At 71.4% G+C, this 11963-nt stretch carries 10 protein-coding genes; 2 read left to right on the top strand and 8 right to left on the bottom strand.

Annotated elements, in window-relative coordinates; all coding sequences use genetic code 11:
• Positions 1–49: 49 nt before the first annotated feature.
• The 6 genes from rpmA to ACZ49J_RS01590 all read right to left on the bottom strand — a co-directional run bounded on the left by rpmA (position 50) and on the right by ACZ49J_RS01590 (position 9077).
• On the bottom strand, positions 50–304 hold the full coding sequence (gene rpmA / locus ACZ49J_RS01615; protein ID WP_030051735.1) for a 50S ribosomal protein L27: 255 nt from the start codon (positions 302–304) through the stop codon (positions 50–52).
• A 14-nt stretch (positions 305–318) separates the two neighbouring features.
• A complete protein-coding gene (gene rplU / locus ACZ49J_RS01610) occupies positions 319–639 on the bottom strand; it encodes a 50S ribosomal protein L21 (RefSeq protein ID WP_003990208.1) in 321 nt (106 codons plus the stop codon).
• 232 nt (positions 640–871) lie between these two features.
• Entirely contained in the window at positions 872–2218 is a 1347-nt protein-coding gene (locus ACZ49J_RS01605) for a phospholipase D-like domain-containing protein (RefSeq protein ID WP_467455487.1), read from the bottom strand.
• A gap of 427 nt (positions 2219–2645) precedes the next feature.
• Complete coding sequence (locus ACZ49J_RS01600) at positions 2646–6827, bottom strand: Rne/Rng family ribonuclease (protein ID WP_467455489.1); 4182 nt, start codon at positions 6825–6827, stop codon at positions 2646–2648.
• A gap of 261 nt (positions 6828–7088) precedes the next feature.
• Complete coding sequence (locus ACZ49J_RS01595) at positions 7089–7889, bottom strand: TIGR03936 family radical SAM-associated protein (protein WP_467455490.1); 801 nt, start codon at positions 7887–7889, stop codon at positions 7089–7091.
• Between the two features lie 48 nt (positions 7890–7937).
• On the bottom strand, positions 7938–9077 hold the full coding sequence (locus ACZ49J_RS01590) for a hypothetical protein (protein WP_467455492.1): 1140 nt from the start codon (positions 9075–9077) through the stop codon (positions 7938–7940).
• Between the two features lie 171 nt (positions 9078–9248).
• On the opposite strand from ACZ49J_RS01590, the gene ACZ49J_RS01585 reads away from it, so the two are divergent.
• A complete protein-coding gene (locus ACZ49J_RS01585; protein WP_467455493.1) occupies positions 9249–9947 on the top strand; it encodes a DUF899 domain-containing protein in 699 nt (232 codons plus the stop codon).
• Positions 9948–10017: 70 nt separating this feature from the next.
• Here the strand turns inward: ACZ49J_RS01585 and ACZ49J_RS01580 are convergent, their stop codons facing one another.
• Both ACZ49J_RS01580 and ACZ49J_RS01575 read right to left on the bottom strand, forming a co-directional pair.
• Entirely contained in the window at positions 10018–10635 is a 618-nt protein-coding gene (locus tag ACZ49J_RS01580; RefSeq protein WP_467455495.1) for a GyrI-like domain-containing protein, read from the bottom strand.
• 179 nt (positions 10636–10814) lie between these two features.
• Positions 10815–11294 (bottom strand): MarR family winged helix-turn-helix transcriptional regulator, encoded by a 480-nt coding sequence (locus tag ACZ49J_RS01575; RefSeq protein WP_467455496.1) that lies wholly within the window; start codon positions 11292–11294, stop codon positions 10815–10817.
• A gap of 120 nt (positions 11295–11414) precedes the next feature.
• Here ACZ49J_RS01575 and ACZ49J_RS01570 point away from each other — a divergent pair, with 120 nt between their 5' ends.
• Positions 11415–11798 carry a tautomerase family protein gene (locus tag ACZ49J_RS01570; RefSeq protein ID WP_467455497.1) on the top strand — a complete coding sequence of 128 codons (384 nt, stop codon included), beginning with the start codon at positions 11415–11417 and terminating at the stop codon, positions 11796–11798.
• Positions 11799–11963: the final 165 nt, after the last annotated feature.

Below are 11963 nucleotides of genomic sequence, written 5' to 3'. Positions count from 1 at the left end.
ACCCGCCTTCCCTGCCGGGAAGTGAGGTCCGCCTCGCGAGGAATTCCGATCAGGCGACCGGAACGATGTTCACGACCTTGCGGCCACGGCTGGTGCCGAACTCCACCGCACCGGCCTGCAGCGCGAACAGCGTGTCGTCGCCGCCACGGCCGACGCCCGCGCCGGGGTGGAAGTGGGTGCCGCGCTGGCGGACCAGGATCTCACCGGCGTTCACGACCTGACCGCCGAAGCGCTTCACGCCGAGCCGCTGGGCGTTCGAGTCGCGACCGTTCCGGGTGGACGATGCGCCCTTCTTGTGTGCCATCTCTCCTCAGTCCCTTACTTCGCAGCCGTGGGGATCTCAGTGACCTTGATCGCCGTGTACTGCTGGCGGTGGCCCTGACGACGGCGGTAGCCGGTCTTGTTCTTGTAGCGCAGAATGTCGATCTTCTGGCCCTTGTGGTGGTCCACGACCTCGGCCTGGACCTTGATGCCGGCCAGCACCCACGGGTCACTGGTCACAGCGTCGCCGTCGACAACGAGCAGGGTCGAGAGCTCGACCGTGTCGCCAACCTTGGCGGTGGAAATCTTGTCAACCTCAACGATGTCGCCGACAGCAACCTTGTGCTGGCGACCACCGCTGCGCACGATGGCGTACACGCGGATCTCACTCTCTCGCTCGGGAACGGCACCCCCGCAGTCCAGCCGCCCGGCACGCGAACGGCCTCTCCCGGGACGCCCGGCGCCCGGAAGGATGAGGTTTACGGGGATGTGGCGCGCCATGAACATCCGTTGACACGCCGACGGTCAAGGTTACGGGGCCACGCCCGAAGGGGTCAAACCGAGCCCCTCCGCTCTCACGTGACGGGATTCGTCACGTGACGGGCGTCTCTCACGTGACGGGATTCTCACCGTCCGCGGGCAGCGGTTTCACGCCCTTGCACAGGTCCGTGGTGTCCGCCTTGCCCGGGTAGGCGACCCCGATCACCTTGTTGAAGTGCGCCTTGTACATGTCGTGCACGGCGTCGTCGTCGACCTTGACGATCGACTCGTCGTTCTCCCGCAGGGCGGGCCCGGTGTAGTTCCCCGACCCGGTGAAGCTGATCTTGTTCCGCACGCCGTCGTACATCCCGTCCACGAGAATGTACTTGGAGTGGATGATGTACGGCGTGGTCAGCTTCTGCCCGGGGTTCAACGGGTCCCGGTCGTCGTTGTAGCAGCGCACCGTCGGGCCACCGGACGTGTGCATCTTCTCCCACGTACCCGGGGTGCCGCCCGAGCTCTTGGCGCTGTCCGACTCGGCGTACACGATGCTGACGTTGCAGCCGGCCTTCTTCAGCGCGACCAGCTTCTCCGCGATGGCCAGTCGCGTGATCTTGAAGATGGACACCCGCACCCAGGTCTTCTGGGTGACTCCCGCGGTGTCCCTGTAGGTGCACTGGACGTTGTTGAGCACGGAGTACACGGTGTCGGTGTCCCGTGTGTTCCCGGCCCGCGGGAAGAAGTACGCCTTGTAGAGGCCGTTGCTCACGGTCCGGTACTCCCAGGACTTCCAGTCCTTGGCGACCATCGTGTCGAAGTAGTCCGCGTACGCGTCGTACATCGTCGGGTTGTTCGGCAGCAACAGGGCGTCGTTGAAGAACTTGGTGTGCGCCGAGGGCGTCGAGTTGGACGTGGTCTGCACGACGACGTTCGTGGCACCCTCGACGGCCGAGAACAGCCAGAACTTGTTGTGCATGATCGACTGCCCGAACCTCGGGTCGCCCAGACACGACTTGTCCACCGGGCAGGTCGCGATGTACGACCCCTTGGTGCGGTCCGTGCCGAGTGCCGACTTCAGAGTGCTGTACGACGTGTTGGCGGGCCGGTCGCTGATGCTCGACTCGTCGAGGAGCACCTGCACGTTCACCCCGCGGTTCTTGGCGGCGATCAACGCGTTCACCACCGACGCCTCCCACACGTGGTAGACGGCGACCTTGACGGTGGAACCCGGAAGCGCCGCGTCCGTCAGCTGGATCAGCCGCGTACGGATCGCGAGTTGTTCGTCGCTGGTGCCCAGCGGGTCGTTGAAGATGGGCCCCTCGGTCCACGTGGGCGCGGCCTCGGCGGTCCCCGCCGTCACAGCCGTCTGCACGCCCGCCGCCGACAACACCGTGGCCAGCGCCACGGCCTGCCGCCCGCCCTTCACCGGCTTCACAGCACGGTGCCGCCCAGTGGCCTTCAGGCGCACGCGCGCCATGCGATCCCCTCCCCGTTACCCCTCGGGCAAGCGCTCTCCCCTGAGCCCGCCCGGAGTTCATTCATGTGACTCGATGAGTTTTACAGGTACTTACCCGTGATCCAAGGGGCCCGTGCGGTTATTGGACCCCTACCCCCTCAGAAACCTCACCATCGTCACCCAAAAGGGTCACGTTGTCTCCGGATGACATTCCCCACACGGGCGTCCGGTGGTCAGGCGGGGGTCTCGTCTGCGGGGGTGTCTCGTCTGCCGGGTTCTGTACGTGGCCGGGTGCGGGTCCTGTGTGGCTTGTCGCGCAGTTTCCCGCGCCCGTGAAAGCAGTCGGGCGCACCCGCATCACGACGCGCCTCCGACCCACGAACAGGCGCACCGGTGCCCCGGTCCGGCGGACGAACCGCTGGACCGGGGCACCGGTGCGCCGAGAGGCTCAGCCCTCCTCGGCGGAAGCCGTCACCGTGGACGGCGCCTGCTGCGTCGCCGCGGCCGTCTTCTTGGACGTCGCCTTCTTCGTCGCCTTCTTCGCCGTCGTCTTCTTGGCGGCAGCCGTCTTCTTGGCCGCCGTCTTCTTCACGGCGGCCTTCTTCGCGGTCGCCTTCTTCGCGGCCTTCCGCGCCGCCTTCTTGGCAGGCGCGGCCTCCTCGCCAGAGGTTTCCGCGGGGGCCTCGGCAGGGGCCTCAGCAGACCCCTCGTCCGGCGTCGCCTCCGCCGAAGCCGCCGGTACGACCACGACAGCCGCCTCCGCGGGGGCGGTGGGCGCCGTCGCCTTCCGCACGGCCCGCCGCCTCGGCCGCGCGGGCGCCGCCGACTCGGCCGGCTCCTCACCCACGGCCTCAGCCGCGGCCACCGGCTCAGCGGCAGCCGGCTCCGCGGCCGGCTCGGCAGCCGGTTCCGAGACCGTCACCACGGCCTCCTCGCCCGAAGGCGCCCCCGCCGGTGCCGACACCTTCCGGGTCGCCCGCCGCCGCGTACGTCCCTTGGGCGCGGCCTCGGCCGCGACAGCGGCCGCGTCGGCCCCGGGCTCCTCCGAGACCACCGGAGCCTCCTCCGTGACGGCGGGCGGCGTCTCCACCACGGCGGGCGGGGTCTCCACCACCGGGTCCTCCACCGCCGCCGGTTCGGCCTCCGCGTCGTACCGCGGCTTCGGCGCGCGGGCCGGCGCCGAGACCTTCCGCGTCGCCCTCCGCCGCGTGCGCCCACGGGTCACCGCGGCCTCCGCCTCGGCGACACTGCTGTACAGCTCCTCGTCCGGGGTGAACTCGGGCGAGGGCAACGCCGCCGGCTCGGCGGCCTCCGCCGCGACCTCGGCCGCCGGCTCGGCAGCCTCGACCTCGGCCACGGCCGACTCCGCCACCTCGGCCACGTGCACGTGCTCCTGCTCGGCACCGCCACGCCCGCGCTTGCGGCGCTTTCCGCCTCCGCCCGCGGCCGTCGCCTGGTCCATGTGCACGATCACGCCACGCCCGTTGCAGTGGACGCAGGTCTCGGAGAACGACTCCAGCAGCCCCTGCCCGACCCGCTTCCGGGTCATCTGCACGAGGCCCAGCGACGTCACCTCGGCCACCTGGTGCTTCGTACGGTCGCGTCCCAGGCACTCCAGCAGCCGCCGCAGCACCAGGTCACGGTTGGACTCCAGCACCATGTCGATGAAGTCGATCACGACGATGCCGCCCAGGTCGCGCAGCCGCAGCTGGCGCACGATCTCCTCGGCCGCCTCCAGGTTGTTCCTGGTGACCGTCTCCTCCAGGTTGCCGCCCTGGCCGGTGAACTTGCCGGTGTTGACGTCGATCACGACCATGGCCTCGGTCTTGTCGATCACCAGCGAGCCACCGCTCGGCAGCCAGACCTTCCGGTCCAGCGCCTTGGCGAGCTGCTCGTCGATCCGGTACGTCGCGAAGACGTCGACCTCGGAGGTCCACCTGGACAGCCGGTCGGCCAGGTCGGGCGCGACGTGCGAGACGTACCCGTGGATCGTCTCCCACGCCTCGTCACCGCTCACGATGACCTTGGAGAAGTCCTCGTTGAAGATGTCGCGGACGACACGGACGGTCATGTCCGGCTCGCCGTACAGCAGCGACGGCGCGTTCGAGCTTCCGCCGCTCTTCGACTTCTTCCGGATGTCCTCCCACTGCGCCTGCAGCCGCTCGACGTCCCGGCGCAGCTCGTCCTCGCTCGCGCCCTCGGCGGCGGTGCGCACGATGACGCCCGCGTCCTCGGGGACGATCTTCTTGAGGATGGTCTTCAGCCGGGCGCGCTCGGTGTCGGGCAGCTTGCGGCTGATGCCGGTCATCGACCCCTCGGGGACGTACACCAGATAACGGCCCGGCAGCGAGACCTGACTGGTCAGACGTGCACCCTTGTGTCCGATCGGGTCCTTCGTCACCTGGACGAGCACGGACTGCCCGGACTTCAGGGCGCTCTCGATCCGCCGCGGCCCGCCCGAGAGCCCGAGCGCCTCGAAGTTCACCTCACCGGCGTACAGGACGGCGTTCCGTCCCTTGCCGATGTCGATGAACGCGGCCTCCATCGAGGGCAGCACGTTCTGCACCTTGCCGAGGTACACGTTGCCCACGTACGAGGTCGACTGCTCCTTGTTGACGTAGTGCTCGACGAGCACGCCGTCCTCCAGGACGCCGATCTGCGTACGGTCGCCGTTCTGCCGGACGACCATCACGCGCTCGACGGCCTCCCGGCGGGCCAGGAACTCGGCCTCGGTGATGATGGGCACACGACGGCGGCCCTGCTCACGTCCTTCCCGGCGGCGCTGCTTCTTGGCCTCCAGGCGGGTCGAGCCCTTGATGGACTGCACCTCGTCGGAGGGCTCGGTGTCCTTCCCGCGCTTTTCCCTCGGCTCCCGGACCTTGACGACCGTGCGCTCCGGATCGCCCTCGCCGGGCTCCGTGTCGACGGCCGTGTCACCCGCGCGGCGCCGGCGGCGGCGACGTCGACGGCTGCTGCTGCTGGAGCCGGACTGCTCCTCGTCGTCCCGGCCCTCGGCCGCCTCCTCGGCGTCCTCGTCGATCTGCTCGGCGGTGTCCTCGGCGTCCTGCGCGGCCTGCTCGGCGGCGAGCTCCTCGGACTCCGCGGACTCGCCCTCCGCCTCGGCGGACTCGCCCCGGCGACGGCGACGGCCACCACGGCGACGGCGACGCCGCGCTCCGGTCTCCTCCGCCTCGTAGCCCTCGGTCTCCTCCGCCTCGGCGGACTCCTCGACCTCGGGCTCCTCGGCCTCCTCGGTCTCCTCCGCCTCGTCCGTCGTCACGGCCGCGGGCTCCTCGTCGAAGCCGCGCCGGCGGCGGCGACGCCGCGAGCCGGCCCTCTCCTCCTCCGGGAACTCCTCGGCCTCGGGGGCCTCCTCCGCCGCCTCGGCGGCAGCGGCGGCCGCGGCCCGCTCCGGCGTCTGGAACATCGGCTCTGCGAACACGGGTGCCTGGAACACCGCGACCGCCGGCCGCGCCGGGCGCTGCGCGCGCTCGCTGTCCTCCTCGGCGGCGGGCCGTGCCGTGGGCTCGGAGAAGCCACCGGCGGCCTTGCGGGCGGCCCGCCGGCGTGTACGGCGCGGAGCGGCCCCCTCGGTGACGTCCTCGGCCTTGGCCGCCGGCTCGGTCTCCGGCTCGGCGTCCGCCTTGGTCTGCGGCTGGGCGTCCGTCCTGGTCTCGGCGGGCTCGACCGTCCCAGCGGGCTCGGCAGCCTCACGCGGCTCGCCTTCGGCCTGGACTGCCACGGCCACCTCCTGGACTTCTTCGGCCTCGGCGGTCTCCTGGGCCTCGGCCGTCCCGGTCTCCGTCCCCTGGGCTGCCTCGCCCGTGGGCGCACCGGCCGGCGCCGCCACGCGCCGCGTGGCGCGACGACGGGTACGGCGGGGAGCGGCGTCCTCGGTCGCCTCCGCGGCCACGGCAGCGGGCTCGGGCTCGGCCTCGGCGGGCTTCTCCGCGGCCGTCTCCGCGACGACGACGGCCTCCGCGCTCTCCGCGGCCTTGGGCGCCCCGGCGGGCGCCGACGCGCGGCGCGTGGCCCGACGCCGCGTACGCCCGGCGGGCGCGGCGTCCTCAACGGAAGCGGGAGCCGCGGCCTCGGCGACGGCCGGAGCCGGCTGGGCGACGACGGACTCGGAAATCCCGGCGGCCTCGGTGGGCTCGGCGGCCTCGGCAGGCTCACCGGCCTCACTGGCCTGACCGGCCTCGGTGCTCTCCGCGGCCGCGGGTACGACGGTCTCGGCGGCCTCCGGGGCCCCGGCGGGCGCGGACGCGCGCCGCGTGGCCCGACGCCGCGTACGCGGGGCGGGCACGGCCTCCCCGGCGGCAGCCTCGGCCACCGTCTCCTCGGCGGCGGCCGCCCCGGCCACCGCCTCCTCCTTCTCGGTGGTCACCCCGACCTCGACGACCCGCGCCACCGCGGTGGTCGCGGCCGTCTCGTCGGCGGCGAGGGCCTCGGCGTCCGCAGGCGGTGCGGCGGACGCGGTGGTGGTCTCCACGGGCGTCCCGGCGTCGGCCGCGGGCGGGCCGGCGGGGCGCGACGCGGCACGGCGGCGCCGGCGCGGCGGCAGCGTGTCGCTGGGAGTGTTGCGTTCGGAGTCCGTCAGGGACTCTGTGGGTTCGTTCGGCTCGAGCATGCGGGCGGTTCTCCCGTCAGGCTCCCGGGCGCCGCACCTGGCCCGGCGATTGCCGGTGACGTCCGCGGCTCGCGCTGTGCGCGGTGCCGCCGTCCGGGGCGCGGGCGCCGCACGGGAGCTCTCTGTGTCCTGTCTCGCCGGTTCCGTACGCCATGTTGCGTACGGCCTGGCGAAAGTCTTCTGGTCGGTGCGCTGCCCGACCCAGGTGGCTCCCGAGTCCGAGGGCGGCGCTACGACGTCCGTCCCTTCGCGGGACCTTCCTTACGCCGGCGCCGTCGCGGCGGCAGTCGCGCCGGCCGTGTGCGGCTCGGTCGCTGCTGCCTCGCGGTCGGGCGCGAGCGGGTCGGTCACCGTGCCGGTCTCTTCATCGAACAGCCCCTGCGCCAGCCTGGTCACCGCTGCGGGGACCGGCGGCGCCAGGTCGGCCACGGCGCGGAGACCGGACAGGACGTCGTCGGGTCGTACGGCAGGCGTCACGTGCCGAACAACCAGCCGCAGTATCGCACAGGGCTGGTCGGTCGGCCTATCAGGCTGCGGATTGTGCGTCTCGGACTGCGGATCGTGCGTCCCAGGGCTCACCTGAAGGTTCGCGACGGCGGCGCGGGCGTCGAAGGCCCGCATGCCCTTCTTGGTCTGGCGCTCGACCTCGACGGTCTCGGCCGCCTCGAAGGCCGCCACCGCGCGCTCCGCCTCCTCGGGGGACACCCCGTCGAGACGCAGCTCCCAGACGGACGCGTTGAGCCGGTCGGCGAGACCCGGGGTGCGGGCCTCGACCGCGTCGACGATGTCGAGCCCGGCGGGCAGCGACTCGTCGAGGAGCTCACGCAGCTTGTCGGGATCGCGCGCCTCGGTGAGCGCGATCTCCAGGTACTCCGCCTCACTGCCCGTGCCGGTGGGGGCGGCATTGGCGTACGACACCTTCGGGTGCGGCGTGAACCCCGCCGAGTACGCCATCGGCACCTCGGCACGGCGCAGCGCGCGCTCGAAGGCACGCTGGAAGTCACGGTGGCTGGTGAACCGGAGGCGGCCGCGCTTGGTGTAGCGCAGTCGGATGCGCTGCACCGCTGGTGCGGGCGGCGGGCCTTCGGGCTGTCGCTTGCCCAGTGTCGCTCAGTCCTTCGTGAGTGCGGTCGTACTGCTACCAAGAGTACGTGCCTCACGGCCGACAGGTTCCCGAGGCTGCTCCCGCTCTCCGAAGAGCATGCGCCGGAAGTCGGCCCGGGCCTGCCCCGCGGCCTCACGGGCGGAGGCCAGCGCCTGCCGCGTGGCGCGGCCCACACCGCGCGCGACCTCGGCGGCGGGCCGCCAGACCACGTCCCGCACGACATGGCCGACGGGGGTGAGCACGGTGCGGTACGCCCAGCGGACGGGCTCGACGAAGATCCACCGGAAGAGGGTGCCGAGGAACCGGCCGACGGCCCGGGACACGTACCCGGCGATCCGCCACGCGTGCCCCAGCGCGTCCCCGATCTCCCGCCCGAGGACGGCCAGCACCCGCCCGATCGGCGCCAGCACCCAGCGCCACACCGCCAGCGCCGGCAGCACGAGCAGCACGCGCCCCGTCCAGTACAGCGCGAGCCAGGCACCGGTGAGGAGCATCCGTACGAGCCACACGACCCCGCCCGCGCCCCAGGCGATCCCGTGCCCGGCCGGCGTGAGCACGTACCGGTACAGCCACACCGCGGGCACGACGAGCAGATACCGCACCAGCCAGGCCACGGCCGTGAACACGCCGGTGCCCAACGCGGCGAGCACGAACCCCACGCCCCTGGCCAGCCACACGGTCCCGCGCCCGACCGGCGTCAGCAGGTGCGCGTACACCAGGCCCAACCCGGCCCCGAGGCCCCGGCAGACCCAGGCGGCTCCGGCCCACACCCCGCGGGCCGCCCAGGCGATCGCGTGCCCGAGGGGCGTGAGCGCGTACCGGTACACCCACACGGCGGGCACGACGAGCAGGACGTTCCCGAGCCAGGCGACCCCCTTCCCCACCGGTACGACGACGTACTGCCACAGCGCCACCCACGGCCACACGAACACGGCCCGTCCCACCCACAGCAGGGCCCGTCCCAGCGGCCGCAGCACGGTGTCCCTCAGCAGCCGTCCGCCCACGACCAGCGCGTCCCACACCATCCGCACCGGGACGACCAGCACGAGCACCACGATCCGCACGGGAACGCGGATCGCCACGGTCAGGCACCCTTCGGGCGACTGCCGCGCCGGCGGTTCGGCGGGTGACTTCTCCAGGTCCATACCGGTGTAGACGCAGGGGCGGCATGTCCGGATGCGGCCCCCGCCTCCCGGTTTCCGCGCTGGGCGTGCACCCGTGCCGGTGTCGGCCGACCCTGGAGACAGGAGTACTCCGGGAGCTCCCGGGCAGCGCACAGCTCACGACCCGGACCGAAGGGGAAGGCGGAGGTCGCCATGAAGACACCCCCGATCGTCTCACCGCGCGAGTGGGACGCAGCGCGCGAGCAGCTGCTGGTGGAGGAGAAACAGCTGACCCACGCCCGTGACGCGCTGGCCGCCAAGCGCCGGCGGATGCCATGGCTTGCGGTGGAGAAGACGTACCAGTTCGACGGGCCCAAGGGCAGGGTGCGCCTGCTCGACCTGTTCGAAGGACGCCGTCAGCTCATCGTCTACCGCGCCTTCTTCGAGCCCGGGGTGTCCGGCTGGCCGGACCACGCCTGTGTCGGCTGCTCCATGGTGGGCGACCACGTCGGCAACCTCGCTCACCTCAACGCCCGGGACACCACCCTCGTGTTCGCCTCCCGCGCACCGCAGCCCGACATCGAGCGGGTGAAGGCGCGAATGGGCTGGACGATGCCCTGGTACACGATCACCGACGACTTCGACGCCGACTTCGGTGTGGCCGAATGGCACGGCACGAACGCCTTCATCCGCGAGGGCGACAGCGTGTTCCGCACCTACTTCATCGACGCCCGCGGCGACGAGGCGCTCGGCAGCACCTGGAGCTACCTGGACATGACCGCGCTCGGACGGCAGGAAACCTGGGAGGACTCGCCCCAGGGCTATCCACAGACCCCGCCGTACGAATGGTGGGACTGGCACGACGAGTACGGCGGAAGGGACACGACCGAGCCGGCCCCGCGGCAGTCATGACCCCCGTCATCGCGCGGGCCGGCCTGGCGGTTCAGGACCGCTGCGGCCCTCGCCCGTCAACCCACCGGTGTCAGAGGGCCGTGACCGGCTGACGGAGCACCGTCCTGAGCCGCTCGGGCGCGCAACGCCGCGGATCGCCGAGGTAGATCTCGTGGTGCTTGCCGGACAGTGCGTACCCCTGTTCGGCGATGAAGCCGTGCAGGGCGGCCACCGTCGGCGCCTCGGCCGCGTAGGGGCCCACATGCATGATCTGAGCCACGAGGCCTTCGGCGAACGGAGCGAACCGGAGCCGAGGGAGCGCCTCGGCCTTCCCGCGGAGCTTGGCGTCGGCCAGCGTCTCCATGACCAACTCCTCCGTGACGGGCGCCGGTTGGGCGATCATCATCGTCCACTGCCAGTCCTGCTTGCGCTCGACGGAGAACTCGGCCATGTCCGGCACCCACCACAGTCCCTCCAGCGGCATGACCTTGTAGTCGAGTCCGGATGCGCCCCGTTTGATCGCGAACTTCAGGGCATACGACGCCGTGTACAGCGCCTCCACCGCCGCCCGGTAGTCGGCGGACGTGTTCGGGTCCCCCTTGCCGTCGATCATCAGGAAGTCGAGGTCCGGGATCCGCGTGAGCACCGCCCTGCCGACAGGCGGCCGGTAGACCTCCTTCAGGTCCTTCACCAGGTCGAGTCGATCCATGGGGGGGTACCTCCTGATGCTGCTCGATCAAGGGCCTCACTCACCTCGGCACTCACCTCGGTACTCACCTCGGTACTCACCTCGGTCAAGAAGCCTAGTGACCGGCCGCTGATCCCCGTACCGAAGCATCGGCAGGGCTCGGCAGAAACCAGCGGGCACGGGCGAGGGAACGACGAGTCTCAGCGCTCACGCTCCTCCGCCACCGCCGCCTCGTAGGCGCGGAGGATGTCGATGAAAAGGCGCCGCTGCGCCGGGGCCAGCGGGGTGAGCACGCGGCGCCAAGCGGCGGCGCCGGGGGCGAGCCAGGCAGCGATCGCGTCGTGCCGCTCGGGCGCGATAGCCACGATCCGACGCCGCCGGTCGGTCGGATCCTCGTGCCGGTCCAGGATGCCTTTACCGCTCAAGTCTCCGACCATCAGGCTGACCGTGGTGGGCGCCACCTCCAGTCGCGCGGCGAGATCGTTGACGGTCATGGGCCCGTCGAGCAACAGATAGGACAGCAAGGAGAGGTGGCGGGGCGCCAACGCCTGCGACTGCAGCCCCTCGGGCACGGGAACGCGCTTCACCCGGCCGGCCATCCGCGGCATGAGCAACAGCAGCTCACGCACCGCGGCGTCCACGTCACCCGCTCCGGCCTCATGCCGCGCGGATCCAGCCATCACGCACCCCCAGCCATCACGCACCCCCAGCATTTACCTTTAACAGCAAAATTGCTTTGCTTACAAAGACATTGGCGATCGATCCGCCTGCCACCCGTGGGCACGAACGGAGATTCCACCATGCCCCACTTCACCGTGCACATCAGCGAGACCGCCCTCGACGGGAAGGTCGAAGAGGGACTGATCCGCGGACTCGCGGACGCAGTCGGATCCGTCTACGGCGAGCAGTTCAGCCGCCTGGTCGCGGTCGACCTCATCGGCATCCCCCAGCGTCGGCGCGGCATCGGTGGGAAGCCGACCGGCCAAGTCGCACCGAACGTCACACTGAGCCTGCGAGAGGCGGCCTACCGCCACCCTGGTGTACCGGACGCAGCCGCGCACCTGATCGCCGCGATCACCGACGCGATGGTCGGCGTGCTCGGCGAACAGGCCCGCGAGCAGGTGGCGGTGAGCCTACTGGCTGTCCCTGAAGGACGCTCCGGGATCGGGGGCCGGGTCGCCTGACCCCCTCTCCGGAGACGTGCAGGGAGCGGATGGCCAAGCGCGTCAGAGTGCGCGCCCGCTGGATTCAGCCGCGACGTTCTTGACCGTCAGGGGGAGCTGCTTCTTGCCGGTGGGTCCCGCCTGAATGGTGCGTGTCCAGGCGGGACACAGTCCGCACCGAAGCAC

Source organism: Streptomyces sp. NPDC030840 (assembly GCF_055572015.1).
This window is presented reverse-complemented; position numbering and strand designations above follow the sequence as displayed.

Coding starts and splice junctions, on each gene's coding strand:
- rpmA (WP_030051735.1), bottom strand. CDS start 304: ATGGCACACAAGAAGGGCGCATCGTCCACCCGGAACGGTCGCGACTCG.
- ACZ49J_RS01605 (WP_467455487.1), bottom strand. CDS start 2,218: ATGGCGCGCGTGCGCCTGAAGGCCACTGGGCGGCACCGTGCTGTGAAG.
- ACZ49J_RS01600 (WP_467455489.1), bottom strand. CDS start 6,827: ATGCTCGAGCCGAACGAACCCACAGAGTCCCTGACGGACTCCGAACGC.
- ACZ49J_RS01590 (WP_467455492.1), bottom strand. CDS start 9,077: ATGGACCTGGAGAAGTCACCCGCCGAACCGCCGGCGCGGCAGTCGCCC.
- ACZ49J_RS01585 (WP_467455493.1), top strand. CDS start 9,249: ATGAAGACACCCCCGATCGTCTCACCGCGCGAGTGGGACGCAGCGCGC.
- ACZ49J_RS01580 (WP_467455495.1), bottom strand. CDS start 10,635: ATGGATCGACTCGACCTGGTGAAGGACCTGAAGGAGGTCTACCGGCCG.
- ACZ49J_RS01575 (WP_467455496.1), bottom strand. CDS start 11,294: ATGGCTGGATCCGCGCGGCATGAGGCCGGAGCGGGTGACGTGGACGCC.
- ACZ49J_RS01570 (WP_467455497.1), top strand. CDS start 11,415: ATGCCCCACTTCACCGTGCACATCAGCGAGACCGCCCTCGACGGGAAG.